The sequence below is a fragment of the Brachybacterium sp. UNK5269 genome (genome assembly GCF_049266655.1).
Taxonomy (GTDB): domain Bacteria; phylum Actinomycetota; class Actinomycetes; order Actinomycetales; family Dermabacteraceae; genus Brachybacterium.
In genome coordinates this window covers 2,169,732-2,188,653 of the sequence record NZ_CP184883.1, presented here as the reverse complement: position 1 = coordinate 2,188,653, position 18,922 = coordinate 2,169,732, and the positions used below count along the sequence as shown (strand labels likewise).

The 18,922-nt window shown below is 72.1% G+C and carries 16 protein-coding genes and 3 tRNA genes; 14 read left to right on the top strand and 5 right to left on the bottom strand.

Annotation, left to right across the window (positions count from 1 at the left end):
* The first annotated feature begins 12 nt into the window (after nt 1-12).
* The 7 genes from ilvC (at nt 13) to ACOJUI_RS10205 (ending at nt 7,712) form a co-directional block, all read left to right on the top strand.
* Nucleotides 13-1,044 (top strand): ketol-acid reductoisomerase, encoded by a 1,032-nt coding sequence (gene ilvC, locus ACOJUI_RS10235; RefSeq protein ID WP_422114863.1) that lies wholly within the window; start codon nt 13-15, stop codon nt 1,042-1,044.
* A 160-nt stretch (nt 1,045-1,204) separates the two neighbouring features.
* Entirely contained in the window at nt 1,205-2,812 is a 1,608-nt protein-coding gene (gene serA, locus ACOJUI_RS10230; protein WP_422114862.1) for a phosphoglycerate dehydrogenase, read from the top strand.
* A 32-nt stretch (nt 2,813-2,844) separates the two neighbouring features.
* Entirely contained in the window at nt 2,845-3,921 is a 1,077-nt protein-coding gene (locus tag ACOJUI_RS10225; protein ID WP_422114861.1) for a 3-isopropylmalate dehydrogenase, read from the top strand.
* Nucleotides 3,922-3,969: 48 nt separating this feature from the next.
* Nucleotides 3,970-5,061 carry a branched-chain amino acid aminotransferase gene (locus tag ACOJUI_RS10220; protein WP_422114860.1) on the top strand — a complete coding sequence of 364 codons (1,092 nt, stop codon included), beginning with the start codon at nt 3,970-3,972 and terminating at the stop codon, nt 5,059-5,061.
* Nucleotides 5,062-5,068: 7 nt separating this feature from the next.
* Nucleotides 5,069-6,700 carry a citramalate synthase gene (cimA, locus tag ACOJUI_RS10215; RefSeq protein ID WP_422114859.1) on the top strand — a complete coding sequence of 544 codons (1,632 nt, stop codon included), beginning with the start codon at nt 5,069-5,071 and terminating at the stop codon, nt 6,698-6,700.
* A 49-nt stretch (nt 6,701-6,749) separates the two neighbouring features.
* Nucleotides 6,750-7,271 (top strand): glycine cleavage system protein R, encoded by a 522-nt coding sequence (locus tag ACOJUI_RS10210; RefSeq protein WP_422114858.1) that lies wholly within the window; start codon nt 6,750-6,752, stop codon nt 7,269-7,271.
* Between the two features lie 123 nt (nt 7,272-7,394).
* On the top strand, nt 7,395-7,712 hold the full coding sequence (locus tag ACOJUI_RS10205) for a hypothetical protein (RefSeq protein ID WP_422114857.1): 318 nt from the start codon (nt 7,395-7,397) through the stop codon (nt 7,710-7,712).
* 51 nt (nt 7,713-7,763) lie between these two features.
* Here the strand turns inward: ACOJUI_RS10205 and ACOJUI_RS10200 are convergent, their stop codons facing one another.
* A complete protein-coding gene (locus tag ACOJUI_RS10200) occupies nt 7,764-10,322 on the bottom strand; it encodes a DEAD/DEAH box helicase (RefSeq protein WP_422114856.1) in 2,559 nt (852 codons plus the stop codon).
* Nucleotides 10,310-10,879, bottom strand: a complete 570-nt coding sequence (locus tag ACOJUI_RS10195) for a hypothetical protein (RefSeq protein WP_422114855.1) — start codon at nt 10,877-10,879, stop codon at nt 10,310-10,312. Before ACOJUI_RS10195 ends, ACOJUI_RS10200 begins: the two co-directional genes overlap by 13 nt.
* Nucleotides 10,880-11,072: 193 nt before the next feature.
* Between ACOJUI_RS10195 and ACOJUI_RS10190 the strand changes: the two genes are divergently transcribed.
* Complete coding sequence (locus ACOJUI_RS10190; RefSeq protein ID WP_422114854.1) at nt 11,073-12,095, top strand: hypothetical protein; 1,023 nt, start codon at nt 11,073-11,075, stop codon at nt 12,093-12,095.
* Nucleotides 12,096-12,112: 17 nt separating this feature from the next.
* Here the strand turns inward: ACOJUI_RS10190 and ACOJUI_RS10185 are convergent, their stop codons facing one another.
* The 3 genes from ACOJUI_RS10185 to ACOJUI_RS10175 all read right to left on the bottom strand — a co-directional run bounded on the left by ACOJUI_RS10185 (nt 12,113) and on the right by ACOJUI_RS10175 (nt 15,103).
* Entirely contained in the window at nt 12,113-12,967 is an 855-nt protein-coding gene (locus ACOJUI_RS10185; RefSeq protein WP_422114853.1) for a hypothetical protein, read from the bottom strand.
* Nucleotides 12,968-13,027: 60 nt separating this feature from the next.
* On the bottom strand, nt 13,028-13,981 hold the full coding sequence (locus ACOJUI_RS10180) for a 3-methyladenine DNA glycosylase (protein WP_422114852.1): 954 nt from the start codon (nt 13,979-13,981) through the stop codon (nt 13,028-13,030).
* A gap of 66 nt (nt 13,982-14,047) precedes the next feature.
* Nucleotides 14,048-15,103, bottom strand: coding sequence for an LLM class flavin-dependent oxidoreductase (locus ACOJUI_RS10175; protein WP_422114851.1), 1,056 nt, complete (start codon nt 15,101-15,103; stop codon nt 14,048-14,050).
* Nucleotides 15,104-15,205: 102 nt separating this feature from the next.
* On the opposite strand from ACOJUI_RS10175, the gene ACOJUI_RS10170 reads away from it, so the two are divergent.
* From ACOJUI_RS10170 to ACOJUI_RS10145, 6 genes are all read left to right on the top strand, one after another.
* Nucleotides 15,206-15,982 (top strand): fumarylacetoacetate hydrolase family protein, encoded by a 777-nt coding sequence (locus ACOJUI_RS10170; protein WP_422114850.1) that lies wholly within the window; start codon nt 15,206-15,208, stop codon nt 15,980-15,982.
* A gap of 60 nt (nt 15,983-16,042) precedes the next feature.
* A complete protein-coding gene (gene gltX / locus ACOJUI_RS10165) occupies nt 16,043-17,563 on the top strand; it encodes a glutamate--tRNA ligase (RefSeq protein WP_422114849.1) in 1,521 nt (506 codons plus the stop codon).
* A 179-nt stretch (nt 17,564-17,742) separates the two neighbouring features.
* A tRNA-Gln gene (locus ACOJUI_RS10160) sits at nt 17,743-17,814 on the top strand.
* 31 nt (nt 17,815-17,845) lie between these two features.
* A tRNA-Glu gene (locus ACOJUI_RS10155) sits at nt 17,846-17,918 on the top strand.
* Nucleotides 17,919-17,946: 28 nt separating this feature from the next.
* Nucleotides 17,947-18,019, top strand: a tRNA-Glu gene (locus tag ACOJUI_RS10150).
* Between the two features lie 82 nt (nt 18,020-18,101).
* The gene (locus ACOJUI_RS10145) at nt 18,102-18,920 is read left to right on the top strand and encodes a universal stress protein (protein ID WP_422114848.1); all 819 of its coding nucleotides are present in this window, start codon (nt 18,102-18,104) and stop codon (nt 18,918-18,920) included.
* Nucleotides 18,921-18,922: the final 2 nt, after the last annotated feature.

The following is an 18,922-nucleotide window of genomic DNA, read 5'->3' as shown; positions in this document are numbered from 1 at the left end:
AAGGAGCACACCGTGGCAGAGATCTTCTACGACGACCATGCCGACCTGTCCATCATCCAGTCCAAGAAGGTCGCGATCATCGGCTTCGGCTCCCAGGGCCACGCCCATGCGCTGAACCTGCGCGACAGCGGCGTCGAGGTCCGGGTGGGCCTGCGCGAGGGCTCCTCCTCCGCCGCCAAGGCGCAGGAGGAGGGCCTGACCACCGGCACCGTCGCCGAGGTCTCCGAGTGGGCCGACCTGATCATGATCCTGACCCCGGACCAGAACCAGCGGACGGTCTTCGCCGAGTCGATCCAGCCGCACCTGAGCGAGGGCAAGGCGCTCGCCTTCGCCCACGGCTTCAACATCCGCTTCGGCTACATCGAGGTGCCCGCGGGCGTCGACGTGCTGCTGATCGCGCCGAAGGCCCCGGGCCACACCGTGCGCCGCGAGTTCGTCGCCGGCCGCGGCATCCCGGACATCGTCGCCGTCGAGCAGGACGCCACCGGCTCGGCCTGGGACCTGGCCCTCTCCTACGCCAAGGGCATCGGCGGCACCCGCGCCGGCGTGATCAGGACCACCTTCACCGAGGAGACCGAGACCGACCTGTTCGGCGAGCAGGCCGTGCTCTGCGGCGGCATGAGTCACCTGGTCCAGGCCGGCTTCGAGACCCTCTCCGAGGCCGGCTACCAGCCGGAGATCGCCTACTTCGAGGTGCTCCACGAGCTCAAGCTGATCGTCGACCTCATGTTCGAGGGCGGCATCGCCAAGCAGCGCTGGTCGATCTCCGACACCGCCGAGTTCGGCGACTACGTCTCCGGTCCGCGGGTGATCACCGACGAGACCAAGGCGTCGATGAAGGCGATCCTGTCCGACATCCAGGACGGCACCTTCGCCAAGAAGTTCATCGAGGACCAGGACGCCGGCGCGCCCGAGTTCACGAGGCTGCGCGAGCAGGAGGCCAAGCACCCGATCGAGGTGGTCGGCAAGGACCTGCGCAAGATGTTCTCCTGGAGCGCCCAGGCGATCGACACCGACTACGTCGAGGGCAGCGCCGCGCGCTGACCGACGCCTCTCCGCGACGGCGGGTGCCCCCGATCCGGGGGCACCCGCCGTCTCGCATCCTGACTCCGGTGACCGAATGGCGGACGCCGCAGTACGCTGTGTGCGGCCCCCGGGAGACGGCAGTCCGGGAGCCTCCCCACCCGACCCGGAGGTTTATCCCGTGACGCGTCCCGTCGTGCTGCTCGCCGAAGAACTCTCGCCCGCCACCATCGAGGTCTTCGGCGACGACGCCGATGTCCGCCACGTCGACGGCACCGATCGCACCGCCCTGCTGGCCGCGGTCGCCGGAGCCGACGCGCTGCTGGTCCGCTCCGCCACCCGGGTCGACGCCGAGGTGCTCGCCGCGGCGCCGCAGCTCAAGGTCGTCGCCCGCGCCGGAGTGGGACTGGACAACGTCGACGTGCCGGCCGCCACCGCCGCGGGGGTCATGGTCATCAACGCCCCCACCTCCAACATCACCTCGGCCGCCGAGCTCGCCGTGGCCCTGATCCTGGCCTCCCTGCGCAACCTGGGCCGGGCCGACGCGTCGGTCAAGGCTGGGCGCTGGGAGCGCAAGCAGCTCACCGGCGTCGAGCTGCTGGGCAAGACCGTCGGCGTGGTGGGCTTCGGCCGGATCGGGCAGCTGGTGGCCGAGCGCCTCGCACCCTTCGGCGTCGAGCTGCTCGCCTACGACCCCTACGTCAACCACATGCGGGCCGCGGAGCTGGGGGCGCGGGTGGTCGAGCTCGACGAGCTGATGCGCCTGGCCGACGTGGTCACCGTGCACATGCCGAAGACCCCCGAGACCACCGGCCTGATCGGCGCCGAGCAGTTCGCCCTGGCCAAGCCCTCCCTGCACGTGGTCAACGCCGCCCGCGGCGGCCTGATCGACGAGGAGGCCCTCTACGAGGCCCTCTCCGCCGGCCGCATCGCCGGCGCCGCGCTGGACGTGTACACCTCCGAGCCGCCCACCTCCTCGCCGACCGCGCAGAAGCTGCTCGAGCTCGAGAACGTCACCCTCACCCCGCACCTGGGCGCCTCCACCGCGGAGGCGCAGGAGAAGGCCGGCGTCGCGGTCGCGAAGTCCGTGCGCCTGGCCCTGGCCGGCGAGCTGGTCCCCGACGCCGTCAACGTCGCCGGCGGCGCGATCGACGACCTGGTGCGTCCGGGCGTCGCCCTCGCCGACCGCCTCGGACAGCTGTTCACGACGCTCGCGGGGGAGTCACCCGAGCTGCTGGACATCGAGGTGCACGGCGAGATCGCCTCCCGCGACGTCACCGCCCTGAAGCTCTCCGCCCTGCGCGGCGTGTTCCGCTCGGTGGTCACCGAGCAGGTCAGCTACGTCAACGCCCCCGTGCTGGCCGAGGAGCGCGGCATCACCGTGCAGCTGGTCACCGACGAGACCTCCGAGCGCTTCCGCAACGTCATCACCGTGCGCGGCACCCTGCGCGACGGCGAGGTGGTCTCCGTCTCCGGCACCCTCAGCGGTGTGGACCAGGAGCACAAGCTCACCGAGGTCTTCGGGCACGCCCTGGACGTGCCGCTCAGCGACCACCTGCTGATCATCCGCTACGAGGACGGTCCGGGCCTGATCGGCCAGTACGGGCTGCGCCTCGGCGAGGCCGGCATCAACATCGCCGGCATGCAGGTCTCCCGGGCCGGCCGCAGCCGCGGCGCCGAAGCCCTGGTGGTCCTGGACCTCGACGAGTCCGTGGACCGCGACTTCGCCGAGGAGCTCGGCGCCGCCATCGCCGCCCGCTCGATCCACGCCGTCGACCTCGTCTACTGACCGCCTCCCCGCACCCCCGAACCGGAGCCCCCATGAGCACCCCCAGCACCCCGTCCCCCACCACGCTGCGCCTGGCCGTCATCGAGGGCGACGGCATCGGCCGGGAGGTCGTCCCGCAGGGCCTGCGCGCCCTGCGGGCGGCCCTCGAGCCCGCCCGCGTGAGCGTCGAGACCACCGACTTCGACCTCGGCGCGGGGCGCTGGCACCGCACCGGGGAGACCCTCACCGATCAGGACATGACCGCCCTCGCGCAGCACGACGCGATCCTGCTCGGCGCGGTCGGCGATCCCGGCGTGCCCTCCGGGGTGCTCGAGCGCGGCCTGCTGCTGAAGCTCCGCTTCGGCTTCGACCACTTCGTGAACCTGCGCCCCACCCGGCTCTTCCCGGGGGTCGTCTCCCCGCTCGCGGATCCCGGCGAGGTCGACTTCCTGGTGGTGCGCGAGGGCACCGAGGGCCCCTACGTCGGCAACGGCGGCTCGATGCGCACCGGCACCCCGCTGGAGGTCGCCACCGAGGTCTCGCTGAACACCGCCGTCGGCGTCGAGCGCGTGGTGCGCTTCGCCTTCGAGCAGGCCGAGCGCCGCCGGGGGAGGCTCACCCTGGTCCACAAGCACAACGTGCTGGTCCACGCCGGCCACCTGTGGCGGCGGATCGTCGACGAGGTCGCCGCCGAGCACCCCGCGGTCACCGTCGACTACGCCCATGTCGACGCCGCGATGATCTACCTGGTCACCGACCCCTCGCGGTTCGACGTCATCGTCACCGACAACCTCTTCGGCGACATCGTCACCGACCTCGCCGCCGCCGTCGGCGGGGGCATCGGCCTGGCCGCGAGCGGTAACATCAACCCCACCGGTGCCTTCCCCTCGATGTTCGAGCCGGTCCACGGCTCGGCCCCCGACATCGCCGGCCAGGACCTCGCCGACCCCACCGCCACCGTGCTCTCGGTCGCGATGCTGCTGGACCACCTCGGACACGTCGAGCCCGCCGCCGCGGTGCGCGCCGCCGTCGAGCTGGACCTCGCCGCCCGCGCCGACTCCCCGGAGCTGGCAGCTCGCGGCACCACCCGGATCGGGGACGACCTGGTCGCCGCCATCTCCGGGCGCTGAATCCCGGAACCGACCCTGACCCCATCGCCTGATACCGAGGAGCATCCCGTGAGCGCGCTCGCCTTCACCCCCACCAGCACGACTCGTCGGGTCGCCGACGACGAGCGCGCCCGCATCCTCGCCGACCCCGGCTTCGGCAGGTACTACACGGACTTCATGGCCCGGGCCCGCTGGACCGAGCAGGACGGCTGGGGAGCGGCGGAGCTGGTCCCCTTCGGGCCGGTGCAGCTCTCGCCCGCCGCCGCGGTGCTCCACTACGGCCAGGAGATCTTCGAGGGCCTCAAGGCCTTCCGCCATCCCGACGGCTCGGTGTGGACCTTCCGCCCGGGCGCCAATGCCGAGCGCATGCAGCGCTCCGCCCGCCGGCTCGCGCTGCCCGAGCTGCCGGTGGCGGACTTCCTGGCCTCGCTGCAGGCCGTGGTCGCGGCCGACGAGCCCTGGGTGCCGGAGGCGACCAGCGAGGAGTCGCTCTACCTGCGTCCCTTCATGTTCGCCAGCGAGGAGTTCCTGGGGGTGCGGGCCTCGCACTGCGTGGACTACTACGTGATCGCCTCGCCGGCCGGCCCCTACTTCCCACGCGGCGTGCAGCCCCTGGTGGTGTGGATCACCGACGAGTACGCACGGGCGGGCACCGGCGGGACCGGCGCCGCCAAGTGCGGCGGCAACTACGCCTCCTCCCTGCTGGGCAAGCGGGAGGCCGCCGAGAACGGCGCCGACGAGGTGCTGTTCCTGGACTCCGAGACCCACACCAGCATCGACGAGCTCTCGGGCATGAACGTCTTCGCGCTCACCCGCGACGGCCGCCTGCTCACCCCGGCCCTGACCGGCTCGATCCTGGAGGGCGTCACCCGCTCCTCGATCCTGCAGCTGGCCCGCGACCGCGGCCTCGCGGTCGCCGAGGAGCGCCTGGTGATGAGCGAGGTGCTCGAGAAGCTGGGCACCGGGGAGATCACCGAGATGTTCGCCTGCGGCACCGCCGCGGTGATCAACCCGATCGGCGAGTTCCGCGCCCGCGGCGGCAGCTGGCAGGTCGGCGACGGCGGCTCCGGCGAGACCACCCTCGCGCTGCGCCAGGAGCTCACCGACATCCAGTACGGCCGGATCCCGGACCGGCACGGCTGGCTGACCAGGCTGGTGTGAGGACGCCATGACCACCCCACCCCCGCAGCCCGTGGCCCCGCTGCCCGGCTTCCACCTCTACGACACCACCCTGCGCGACGGCTCCCAGCAGGAGGGGCTCACCCTCTCGGTCACCGACAAGCTGGCCGTGGCCCGGCACCTCGACGAGCTCGGAGTGACCTACATCGAGGGCGGCTGGCCCGGCGCGGTCCCGCGGGACACCGCCTTCTTCGCCCGCGCCGCCACCGAGCTCGAGCTGCACCACGCCCGGCTCGCGGCCTTCGGCGCCACCCGCAAGGCCGGGATCCCGGTCGAGGCGGACCCGCAGGTCGCGGCGCTGGTCGACTCCGGCGCGCCGACCATCACCCTGGTCGCCAAGTCGGACCTGCGCCATGTCACCGGCGCCCTGCGCACCACCGGCGAGGAGAACCTCGCGATGGTGCGCGACACCGTGGCGCACCTGGTGCGGCTCGGGCGCGAGGTGATCGTCGACGCCGAGCACTTCTTCGACGGCTTCCTGCACGACGCCGACTACACCACCGAGGTGCTGGTGGCCGCCCACCGGGCGGGGGCCGCCGTGCTGGTGCTGTGCGACACCAACGGCGGGATGCTCCCGCACCAGGTCGGCGAGATCATCGAGGACCTGCGCTCCCGGCTGGGCGCGGCCGGGGTCCCCGACGCCCGGCTGGGCGTCCACACCCACAACGACACCGGCTGCGCGGTCGCCAACGCGATCGCCGCGGTGCGCAGCGGGATCACCCACGTCCAGGGCTGCGTCAACGGCTACGGCGAGCGCACCGGCAACGCGGACCTGGTCACGCTGATGGCGGACCTGCAGCTGAAGATGGGCATGGAGCTGGTGCCGGCGGAGACCTTCGCCGAGACCACCCGCATCGCCCACGCCATCGGCGAGATCGTGAACATGCCGGTCACCCCGCGCGCGCCCTACGTCGGCGCGAGCGCCTTCGCACACAAGGCGGGGCTGCACGCGAGCGCGATCCGGGTGGACCCGGACCTCTACCAGCACGCCGACCCCCGGGCCGTCGGCAACGACATGCGGATGATCATCTCCGACATGGCCGGGCGCGCCTCGATCGAGCTCAAGGGCCGCGAGCTCGGCTTCGACCTGACCGGCGAGCCGGAGCTGCTCTCGGCGCTGGCCACCACGGTCAAGGAGCGCGAGGCCATCGGCTACTCCTACGAGGCGGCCGACGCCTCCTTCGAGCTGCTGCTGCTGGACCAGCTGGGCCAGGTCCCCAGCTACTCGCAGGTGGAGTCCTGGCGGGCCACCTCCCAGCTGGGACGCGACGGCACCCTGGAGACCGAGGCGACCGTGAAGCTGGTCGCCGACGGGAGCGGCCCGCATCAGCGCAAGGTCGCCATCGCCGAGGGAAACGGACCGGTCAACGCTCTGGACCGCGCCCTGCGCGAGGCGCTGCGCGGGCGCTACCCGGAGGTCGACGAGTTCGAGCTGCGCGACTTCAAGGTGCGCATCCTCGATGCCCAGCACGGCACCGACGCCACCACCCGGGTGCTCGTGCGCACCTCCGGGCGCGGCCTCGAGTTCCAGACCGTGGGCGTGGGCCCGAACATCATCGAGGCCTCCTGGGAGGCGATCTTCGACGCCTACACCTACGGGCTGTACAAGTCCGGCGTCTGATCCCGCCCATCGCCCCGCCCGCCGCGGGGCGGCGGGCTACCCTGAGCGCATGACGACCTACGTGCTCACTGCCATCGGAGACGACCGCCCCGGCCTCGTCGCCGCTCTCGCCGCCGCCGTCGACGAGCACGGGGGGAACTGGGTGGACAGCCAGCTCTCCCTGCTCGCGGGGAAGTTCGCCGGCATCGTCCAGGTGGAGCTGCCGGACGACGGCGTCGAGGCGTTCCTGGCCGCGCTGCCCGCTCTGGCGCATGAGGTCGGCCTCGCGGTCGAGGCGACGGCCGCCGGCGCCGGGGGCGACACCGCCGGGGCGGCGCTGCGCCTGCACCTGCTCGGGCAGGACCGCACCGGCATGATCCGCGAGGTCACCTCCGCCCTGCACTCGCAGGACGTCACCATCGACGGACTGCGCAGCTGGACCCGGGAGGCCCCCCAGGGCGGCGGGATGCTCTTCGAGGCGGAGGCCGAGCTGCGGCTGCCCGGCTCCACCGACGAGGGCGCGGTCCGCGAGGCCCTCGAGCACATCGCCGCCGAGCTGATGGTGGATCTGGAGCTCGACGCCCCCGAGTGACGCGCCGGCGAGAAGTCGTCGCGATTGACGGCCCGCAGGGGGGTGTGAGTGGAGTCACCGCAAGGTACTATCGAGTAGCGGGCTTCCCTGCCGCTCCCCGTTTCCCTCGAAAGGATCACCACGGTGAATGCTGACAAGGTCGTACCCCACCAGGGCTCGCGCTCGCGGGCTCTCGCACGAAGGGCCGCCAGGGCCGCCTCGGGCGCCGCCCTCGTGCTGGGCCTGGGCCTCGCCGGCGCCGGCGCGGCCACGGCCGTCGAGATCAACCCGCAGCGCGTCGAGATCAACCCCCAGCGGGTCGAGATCAACCCGCAGCGGGTCGAGATCAACCCGCAGCGCGTCCAGATCAACCCCCAGCGCGTCCAGATCAATCCCCAGCGCGTCCAGATCAACCCGCAGGTGGAGATCAACCCGCAGCGCGTCGAGATCAACCCGCAGTAGCAGGACCCGCACGCCCGCGCGCAGGCCGGCGCCCCTCGGGGCGCCGGCCTCTCAGCGTTCGGCGATGTCCCCGACGTGGGTGATCGCCAGCACGGGCTCGCCGGCCTCGTCGGTGGCCTCGAGGTCGAGCTCCGCCTCGATCGCCCAGTCGTGGTGGCGTTCGGGGTCGTCCAGCACCTGGCGCACCCGCCAGAGCTTCGACTCCTCGGTGATCTGCAGCAGCTGGGGCGAGCGGGCGGCGCCGTCGATGCCCACGGAGTCGTAGGTCTCGTAGTAGGCGTCCATGGCCTCGGCCCAGGCCCGCCGGTCCCAGCCGGAGGCGCCGTCGAGCTCGGCGAGGCGCTCCTCCCGCTCGAAGGCGAAGTGCTCGACCCGCTGCCACATCGCGGCCCGCACCATCGTGCGCAGCACCTTGGTCTGGGCGGAGAGCCCGCGCGGTGTCGTCGGCCGGATCTCCGAGGCGCCGTCGGGGTCGAGGTCCTCGGGATGCGAGAGCGCCTCCCACTCGTCCAGCAGCGAGGAGTCGATGCCGCGCACCAGCACGCCCAGCCACTCGATGAGGTCCTCGAGGTCCTCGGTGCGCAGGTCCTGGGGGAGCGTGCGCCGCATCGCCTGGTAGGCGTCGGAGAGGTAGCGCAGCACGATGCCCTCGGAGCGCTGCAGCCCGTAGCGCTGGACGAACTCGCTGAAGGTCTGCCCGGTCTCGTACATCTCGCGGACCACGGACTTGGGGGAGAGGTCCGCCACCCGCACCCAGGGGCGCGTCCTCGCGTAGATCTCGAGCGCGGCCTCGAGGTCGTCGGCCAGCGGCCGGGGCCAGGTGACCTCGTCGAGCCGGGCCATCCGCTCGGTGTACTCGACGCCGTCGGCCTTGAGCTCGGCCAGCAGCTCGCCCTTGGCGGCGTTCTGCTGCGCCAGCAGGATCTGGCGCGGGTCCTCGAGGATCGCCTCGATGGTCGAGACGGTGTCCAGGGTCAGGCTCTCGGAGTCCTCGTCGAGGGAGTCGATCATGGCGATCGCGAAGGGGGCCAGCGGCTGGTTCATGGTGAAGTCCAGCTGCAGGTCCTCCACCAGGGCGAAGCGCCGGCCCAGGTGGTCGGGGGCGGGGAGCACCTCGACGATCTCCGCATCGCGCAGTCCGCGCAGGATCTCCAGCGCCTCGCGCACCAGCTTCAGCTTCTGGGTGCGGCTCTGATGGCTGGTCATGATCAGGTGCCGGCCCGAGGCGATCGCATCGCCCGGGCGGGAGATCAGGGCCAGCGCCATCCCGGCGGTGATCTTCAGGTGCGGGCGCAGCGATTCCGGGGTGCTCTCGATCAGCTTGGTCATGTTCGCCTCGGACCAGGAGACGGCGCCCTCGGGGATCCGGGGCTTCGGCTCCTTCTTGCGCTTCTTCGCGCTGTTGGGGACGGTGCCGGCCTCCTGCCGGGCCCGGTGCTTGGCCTGCTCCTTCTCGAACTCGATGGTCCAGGTGGGGGCCTGCACCACCACGTGGCCGACGGTGTCGTAGCCCGCCCGGCCGGCGCGGCCGGCGATCTGGTGGAACTCCCGCACGTTCATCAGCCGCATCCGCTTGCCGTCGAACTTCGCCAGTCCCGTCAGCAGCACGGTGCGGATGGGCACGTTGATGCCCACCCCGAGGGTGTCGGTGCCGCAGATGATCTTCAGCAGCCCGGACTGGGCGAGCTTCTCCACCAGGCGGCGGTACTTGGGGAGCATCCCGGCGTGGTGGACCCCGATGCCCTCGCGCACCAGCTTGGACAGGGTCTGCCCGAAGCCCTTCGAGAAGCGGAAGTCGCCGATGATCTCCCGGATCTGGGCCTTCTCGTCGGGGCCGAGGATCTTCTGGCCGAGCAGGGCCTGCGCCTGGTCGAGGGCGTCCTTCTGGGTGAAGTGGACGATGTAGACCGGGGCGTCGCGGTCCTGCAGGATCGTGGCGATGGTCTCCGACAGCGGTTCGAGCGACCAGCGGAAGTCCAGCGGCACCGGGCGCGGAGCGCCGTCGATCACGGTGACCGGCCGCCCGGTGCGCTCCTCGAGGTCCTCGACGAAGAAGGACACGTCCCCCAGGGTGGCGCTCATCAGCACGAACTGGCAGCGGGGCAGCTCGACCAGCGGCACCTGCCAGGCCCAGCCGCGCTGCGCGTCGCCGTAGTAGTGGAACTCGTCCATCACCGCGAGGCCGACGTCGCTGCCGGGGCCGTCGCGCAGGGCGTGGTTGGCGAAGATCTCCGCGGTGCACACGATGATCGGGGCGTCGTGGTTGACGCTCGAGTCGCCGGTCATCATGCCCACGTGCTCGGCGCCGAAGTGCGCGACCAGATCGAAGAACTTCTCGCTGACCAGCGCCTTGATCGGGGCGGTGTAGTAGGAGCGCTCCCCGCGGGCCATGGCGGCGAAGATCGCCGAGTACGCGATCGTGGTCTTGCCGGAGCCGGTGGGGGTGGCGGCGATGACGTGGTCGCCCGCCGCGATCGCCAGCAGCGCCTCCTCCTGGTGCGGGTACAGCGACCGGCCGATGGTCTCCTGGGCCGCCACGAACCCGTCGACGATCGCGTCCTGGCCGGCGTCGGTGGAGCTCTCGGGCAGGAACGGCGTCAGGATCGGCATGGTCCCAGTCTGCCAGGGACCTCAGGCGCCGCCGAACTCCCCCGCAGGTAGCGCCGGTGGGCGTCGATCGCGGCCCGGGTGGGCCGGGCGGGGCGCAGCAGGTCCGGCCCGTGGTCGACGGGGGACTCCCCGCGATAGAGCGCCCGTCGCGAGGAGGTGATCCCGCTGCGGAGGCGTCGGCCGTCCCGGAGCACGATGACCGTCGCGCCGCGATCCATCGCCGCCGGCTCGAGCTCGATCACGGCGACCTCGGGCCAGGAGATGCGCCGCGTCGACAGCACCGCGCGGTCCACGATGCCCGCGGTGGACACGGTGAACGACGGGCGCAGCAGCAGGAGCACCAGGGCGTCCAGGACGACGGTGAGCAGGAGGCAGACGGCCGCGAGCAGCCAGTTCGGTCGCTCGGGCAGCAGCAGCGCCAGCAGCACGCCGCCGAGGAGGAAGACGGTGATCACGGACAGCAGGAGGACCACCAGGGCGATGATCAGGGGGCCCGGACGTGCCCGGTACAGCACGGCGGGTGAGCCGGGGACCGTCGGCGGGGGGCCGCTGGCCATGGGGTACCTCCGGGGCAGGGGGCGGGGCGACGCCATCCTATGAGCGCACTCGCCGCGGATGGGTACTCCTCCCCATTGTCCGGCCGCAGGGCTCTGCCTATCGTGGGCCCGGTCGCCGGCACGGAGCCGCCCCGCGCAGCGGGGTGCCAGGGCGTGGCGACGTCGGCGACGGGTGGGGGACAGGGGCGTGGTGGTGAACTTCTACGGGGCGGACACCGAGCAGGTCGAGGCGTACTCGAGGGCGGCGCTGCGCGGGAGCGAGCGCATCGCCGCGGCGATCGACGCGGCGGGCTCCCGGGTGCACACCATGGAATGGGTCGGCCCTGATGCCGACGCCTTCCGCAGTCGCTGGGCGGAGCTGTGCGGCCGGCAGATCCCCGCGGTGCTCGACCTGCTGCGGACCCGCGCGCAGGAGGCCGCGGCGCACGCCGAGGAGCAGGACCTGGCCAGCGCCGACGGCGACGGCGACGGCGGCGCGGCGCTGCCGGAGCGGATCGGTCGATGGCTCCAGGACTATGAGGCGCTGGAGAGCGACGGGTTCTTCGGTGATCTGCTGGGCGGCCCGGAATCCGGGTACTGGGGGAGCCTGGCATGGAACGGCCTCGGCATCGCCACCGATGTCCTCGGGTTCCTGCCCGATCCGACCGGCGCGCTCACCGCGGTCAATCTGGTCCCCGATCTCGCGAACGTCGGCATCGGCCTGTACGACGCCGCGCAGGCGTTCCAGGACGGCGAGTACTTCGGCGTCGCCGACGGCCTGCTCACCTCGGGGATCAACGGACTGGACGGGGCGTTCGGCGTCGTGGGGCTGGTCCCCACCCCCTGGACGAAGGCGATCGGCGAGCTCGGCGGCATGCTCACCGGCAGCCTGGACATCGCCTGGTCCGCGGCGACGATGGCCGCACAGGCCTCGGCGATCTCCGGCGGCCCTGGCGGAGGGTCGACCACGCAGTTCCTCGCCCATCTGCCCGGCCTGGCGTTCGACGCGGTCACGGGCAGCGACGCGCTGACCGATGCCACGTCCTCCGCGATCGACCTCGTGGACCGGGGATTCGGGACGGTCTCGGAGACCGTGCGCGATGCCGTGCCGATCATCGACCCGATCCTGGACCTCCCGCAGCGACTCGTCGAAGCGCCGCTGGCCTCCGTGGCCGAGGGGATCGAGGGGGCCGGCGAGGCCGTGAACGAGTGGATCCGCGACGCGGTGCCGTGGTGACGCCGTGACCGGCCGGGTCAGGATCGGGAGAGCGCCGCCGTCAGCAGGTGGTCCAGGAGCTGCTCCAGCTCGGGGAGCTGCAGGGGCACCGCTTCCAGCGCCTCCTCAGGAGCGCTCTCGGCCGGCTGCACCAGCAGCAGCGACCGTGTGGTGGTGAGGATCCGCAGCTCACCCGCCGCCTCCGCGCCCCGCACCCTGACGTGGCTGCAGCTGAGGATCTCCCCCGTGATCCGGAGCAGTTCCGGGTCGGAGCGGAAGCTGTCGTGCGGTCCGGTCCAGACCGCTCCGTCCCGTGCGCCCGCGGCGGGCGCTGCGGCGTCCGCGGGGGAGGGCAGGCCCGGGGCGCAGAAGGTCCTGGCGTTGCCGATCGCATCGGCGACGTCCAGCATCGTGAAGTGATGCAGGCCCTGGGTGCTGACCTGCTCCTGGAGGGTCGTCCCGTCACGGTCGACGTACAGGCAGAGCGCCCCCCGGGGGACGATCTCGTCCACCATCTCGACCGTCGTCGCCGCGGCGCGCCGACGGGTGATGATCCCGGTGGCCAGTCCCGTCGCGACCAGCCTGCCCGGATCACCGTCGACGGCCCGCCGTTCCGCTGCCGCGACCGCCGACTCGGGACCCACCACCCCGCGGGCGAGCAGCGACCTCATGGCCGTCAGGCGTCCCTGCGTCCGGTCGAATCCTGCCGGTGAGCTCTCCTGCGCCGTCACCCAGGGGAGGTGGACCGAGGAGTCGTCCGGGTCGTTGAGCAGCGCGAGCATCTCCTCGTCCGTGAGGGAGAGCAGTGCCGTCGGGCCCGTTCCCGCGTGGCGCGACAGCGCACCGGCGAACGTGAGCTCGCGGACACCGGGCGGAAGGTCCGTCGTCGTCATGGAGCAGAGCCGTCCTTGTCGAGGGGTGGCCGGGCCACGGGGGAAGAGATCAGGGGCACCCTATCGCCGCTGCCGGCCGGGGTCCCCGATGAGCGGCGCCAGGCAGCCGAGCAGCCGCGCACGCAGCTGCTCGGCCCGCTCGGCGAGCTCCCGCTGCCGCCGCACGTACGCCGCCTTCCCGGCCGGCGTCTCGATCGGCACCACCCCGTAGCCGAGCGGCCGCACATCGTAGGGACTCGCCTCCATGTCCAGCGCCCGGGTCTCCCGGGCGTGCTCGAAGCAGTCCAGCACGAGGGAGGACGGCACCAGCGGTGTGAGCTTCACGGCCCATTTGTACAGATCCATCCCCACGTGCAGGCACGCCGGGTTGTCGAGCTCCACCTGGGCCTCCCGCGTGGGCGCCAGCGCGTTGCGCGGGGCGGCCGACGGGGTGAAGAAGCGGAACGCGTCGAGATGGGAGCAGACCAGGTTCTCCCGCTCCACGACCGCGTCGGTCTCGGCCGGGCTCAGCCGCAGCGGCAGATCCTCATGGCGCTGCGCCCCGGGCGGCAGGCGATGCACCATCGCCCACTCGTGCAGCCCGAAGCAGCCGAACTGGGGCCGCCGGCGAGACAGTGACGACGAGGCGAGCAGGCGGGTGATGAAGGCGAAGGCATCGGCGCGCTCGCCGAGGTAGCGCTGGACGTCCGCCCGGCGGGTGCTCCCGGCATCCCGGTACCAGGAGCGCGATCCGGCCTCGTCCACGTCCGCGATCACGGGCTCGCCATCCGGGCCGAGGTCGGCCGCCGCCTGGTAGGCGACCTGCCATCCCGGATGCCATCGCCGCAGCTTGGCGGGGGAGAAGGGGTAGTAGGTGAACAGGAAGTCCTCGACCGGGTGCTTCTGCCCGCGGGCTCTGCGCTCGCGATGGGCGGCGGTGAGGGCGTCGGCCCGCTCCTCGTGCGCACGACGAGCCAGACCCGCCGCCTCAGCGCTCAGGACGCGGGTCGGGGCATCGACGTCGAGGGTGCTCATGCACGCGTCCTTTCCGTCGATCCGCCGGGTCGGACCCCATGGTAGGGGCCCTGCTCCGGCCCGAGCTCACGGGAGCGAGGGGCGCTCCGCGAGCAGCTCCCGCACCCGCGGGATGACCCGGGTGCCGTAGAGCTCGATGGACTCCATCAGCTGCTCATGTGGCATCGGACCGTTCGCGTACTTGAGGTCGAAGCGGTCGATGCCGAGCGCGGTGATGGTGCGGGCGATCTTCTGCGCCACGGTCTCCGGTCCGCCGACGTACAGGGCGCCGTGCGAGGCCTCCGCCTCGAACTCGGCGATGCCCGAGGGTCCCCAGCCGCGCTCCCGGCCGATCTCGTTGCGGTTGTGGATCCAGTGCGGCGCCAGCTGCGCCCGGGCGGTGCGGTCGTCGGCGGCGAGATGGCCGGGGGAGTGGACCCCGACGGGGAGCGGGCCGTGGCCGAGCTTCTCGCCGGCCTGATGGAAGAGGTCGACGTACGGCGCGAAGCGCTCGGCGGCGCCGCCGATGATGGCGAGCATCAGCGGGAGGCGGTGGCGGGCCGCGCGCACCACGGAGGCGGGGCTGCCGCCGACGGCCACCCAGGTGGGCAGGCGGCGCTCCATCGGCGGATGCACCGACTGCTCCCTCAGCGGCGCCCGGGTGGTGCCGGACCAGGTCACCGGCTCGCCGGTGAGCACCTCGCTGAGCAGGTCGAGCTTCTCCTCGAAGAGCGTCTCGTAGTCCTGCAGCGGGAAGCCGAACAGCGGGAACGACTCGGTGAAGGAGCCCCGGCCCACGGTCAGCTCGGCCCGGCCGCCGCTGAGGGCGTCCAGCGTCGAGAAGCGCTCGTAGAGCCGGATCGGGTCGTCGGAGCTCAGCACGATCACCGCGGTGCCCAGCGTGATCCGCGAGGTGCGGGAGGCGAGGCCGGCCAGCACCATGTCCGGGGCGCTGATGGCGAAGTCGGGCCGGTGGTGCTCGCCGACGGAGAAGTGGTCGATGCCGACGGCGTCCGCGAGCTCCCCCTGGGCGACGACGTCCCGGATCACCTGCGCGGCGGGGACCGGCTCGCCCGCGAGGTCGACGGTGACGTCGCCGAAGGTGTCCAGGCCGAAGGTGACGGACTGCGGGTCGATGCTCATCGGGCCTGCTCCTCATCGCTGATGGTTGATCGTTCAAGCATATGGGGCGCGGGGGCTCCTGTCCACCGCGCCCCGCGCTCGGGGCGACCTAGACTGGCGAGCATGCGCATCGCTCGATTCACCACCGGTGAGGACCCCATGTACGGCATCGTCCAGGAGAAGGACGGCCAGGACATGGTCTACGGCATCACCGGCGACCCCCTGTACACCGAGATCCGCCCCACCGGGACGATCCATCCGCTCTCGGAGGTCCGCCTGCTGGCCCCCGTCATCCCCCGCTCGAAGGTGGTGTGCGTGGGCCGCAACTACGCCGCCCACGCCGCCGAGCTCGGCAACGAGGTGCCCGAGCAGGCGCTGTTCTTCCTCAAGCCCAACACGGCCGTCGTCGGCCCCGGCGATCCCGTCATGCTGCCGGCCTACAGCCAGGAGGTCAGCCTCGAGGCGGAGCTCGCGGTGGTCATCAAGCGGATGACCAAGGACGTCACCGCCGCGCAGGTGCCCGACCACGTCCTGGGCTACACCTGCGCGAACGACCTCACCGCCCGGGACGCCCAGCGCGCGGAGGACCAGTGGTTCCGGGCCAAGGCCTTCGACACCTCCTGCCCGATCGGGCCCTGGATCGAGACCGACCTGGACCCCTCGGCGCTGCGCATCACGAGCACCGTGGACGGCGAGATCGCCCAGGACGGCACCACCGCCGACATGGTCCGCCCGGTCGCGGAGCTGATCGCCGAGATCTCGACCGTGGTCACCCTGCTGCCCGGCGACCTGGTGCTGACCGGCACCCCCGCGGGTGTGCGCACCGCGCCGCCCGGCTCCGTCGTCGAGGTCACCATCGAGGGCCTCGGCACCCTGTCGAACCCGATGGTGCGCCGCTGACCCGTGGCCGGGCAGCCCCACCACCCTCCATCCCCTCATCCCGCTCAGGAGCACCCCCGCGTGACCACCGCCCCCGCATCCGCCCCGCATCCCGCCGACCAGGTCCGGGTGCGCTTCTGCCCCAGCCCCACCGGCACCCCGCACGTCGGCCTGGTCCGCACGGCCCTGTTCAACTGGGCCCATGCCCGCCACCACGGCGGCACGCTGGTCTTCCGCATCGAGGACACCGACGCGGCCCGCGACAGCGAGGAGTCCTACCAGCAGCTGCTCGAGGCCATGCGCTGGCTCGGCATCGACTGGGACGAGGGCGTCGAGGTGGGCGGCCCCCACGGCCCGTACCGCCAGTCCCAGCGCGGGGAGATCTACCAGGACGTGATCGCGCGGCTGAAGGACGCCGGACACATCTACGAGTCCTTCTCCACCGCGGAGGAGATCGCGCAGCGCCACCGCGACGCGGGCCGCGATCCGCAGCTCGGCTACGACGGCTTCGACCGCGACCTCACCGAGGCGCAGAAGGCCGCCTTCCGCGCCGAGGGGCGCGAGCCCACCTGGCGGCTGCGGATGCCCGATGCGGACCTCACCTTCACCGACCTGGTGCGCGGCGAGATCACCTTCAAGGCCGGCTCCACCCCCGACTACGTGGTGGTCCGCGCCAACGGGCAGCCCCTGTACACGCTGGTGAACCCCGTCGACGACGCCCTCATGCGCATCACCCATGTCCTGCGCGGCGAGGACATCCTCTCCTCGACGCCCCGCCAGATCGCCCTGTACCGGGCGCTCATCGAGATCGGCGTCGCCGAGCGCGTCCCCGAGTTCGGCCATCTGCCCTACGTCATGGGGGAGGGCAACAAGAAGCTCTCCAAGCGCGATCCGGCCTCGAACCTGTTCCACTACCGCGATCAGGGCTTCCTGCCCGAGGGCATGGTCAACTACCTCGCGCTGCTGGGCTGGGGCTTCAGCGCCGACGAGGACATCTTCAGCCGTGAGCAGCTGGTCGAGCGCTTCACCGTCGAGGACGTGAACCCCAACCCCGCGCGGGTGGACCTCAAGAAGGCCACCGCCATCAACGCCGACCACATCCGGCTGCTGCCCGCCGCCGAGCTCACCGAGCGGCTGATCCCCTACCTGCAGGCCGACGGCGTGCTCGGCGAGACCGTCGCCCCCGAGCAGCATGCGCTGGTGGCCGCCGCGACCCCACTGGTCCAGACCCGGATGACCCTGCTCGCCGAGGCGGGCGAGCTGATGGGCTTCCTGTTCGTCGCCGACGAGGACCTGGTGGTCCAGGACGACGCCCTGAAGAAGCTGGGCGATGATCCGGTGGCGGTGCTGGACCGCGCCATCGCCGAGGTCGCCGCGGTGCCCGGGGACTCCTTCACGGCCGTGCTGCTCGAGGCCGCCCTGCGCGAGGCGATCGTCGAGGACATGGGGATCAAGCCGCGGCTGGCCTTCGGGCCGCTGCGCAGCGCGATCTCGGGCCGGCGCATCTCCCCGCCGCTGTTCGAGTCCATGGAGCTGCTGGGCAAGCCCTCGAGTCTGTTCCGGCTGCGGTCCCTGCGCGAGCGCCTGGCCGAGCAGGCCTGAGGCCGGGGGCTGTGAGGAGGGTGCCGAGCCTCACAGCCCCAGCGGCCCCTCTCGCTTTGTGCTTCCCGGGAGAACCCGCTAGAGTTTTACCTCGTCACGCCACTGCGGCTCGGCCCGGAAGACCCTCGGACACCACCGGGGAATCGACCGGGAAAGGCCACGGAAACGTGTTCTCACCATGGGGTATGGTGTAATTGGCAACACAGCGGTTTCTGGTACCGTCGTTCTAGGTTCGAGTCCTGGTACCCCAGCGCTTCGCGGCATGACTGCCGCGCGGTCCGCGCCCCGTTCGTCTAGCGGCCTAGGACGTCGCCCTCTCACGGCGGTAACACCGGTTCAAATCCGGTACGGGGTACGACGCAGGATCCGCGGATCCTGCTCCCGCCCCGTTCGTCTAGCGGCCCAGGACGTCGCCCTCTCACGGCGGTAACACCGGTTCAAATCCGGTACGGGGTACGACCAGAGCCGGCGCCTTCGGGCGCCGGCTCTTTTTCGTCGTCCGCCGGTATTCTCCCCGGCGCCGGAGTATCGTCGTGACATGACGCACAGCCCGGCTCCGCGCATCACGGTCGGCGTGTTCGACGCCGACGAATCCGATCTGGCCGTCCGCTGGGCCGCCCAGCACGCCGCCACCGTGGGCGGCAGCCTCCATCTGCTGCACGCCTTCATGTGGACCGAGCTCGACGTCAACGTCGAGCCGATCTCGGGGATGGCGGGCTCGGGGTTCCGGGCGGCGGCCCACAGCCTGCTCAAGGACGCCGCGGCGATCGCCCGCGAGGGACGACCGGACCTCCCCATCACCTCCGAGGTGGTCGACGGCAACGCCGTGCCGGTCCTGGTCGAGGCCAGCGCCTCGGCGGACCTGGTGGTGCTCGGGGGGCGGGGGATGGGCCGGCTGATGACCCTCATCGTCGGCTCCAAGAGCCTGGCGCTCGCGGCGCGCTCCGCCTGCCCGGTGGTGGTGGTGCGCGGCCGGATCGACGGCGACGGCCCCATCGGGCTGGTCCACCACCCCAGCGCCACCGAGGTGGTGATCCGGGCCGCCGACCTCGCCGAGGCCTACCGGCGCGACATCCACCTGATCGTCCGGGCCGAGACCAGCCCCGAGGAGGCCGAGCGGATCCGCGCCGAGACCGCGCAGTCGATCGCCCTGAGCCACCCCACGGTGGTGGTGCGGGACGTCAGCATCGCGGCCCGGCCCACCGCCAAGGAGCTGGTGCTGGCCAGCGAGGACGCCGCGCTCACGGTGGTCGCGGGGGAGCGCTCGATGCGGACCGACGGCAAGGTCTCCGCGCCGCGGCAGCTGGTCAACGTGCTGCGCTTCGCCAACACCCCGGTGTGGATCGAACGGGACTGAGC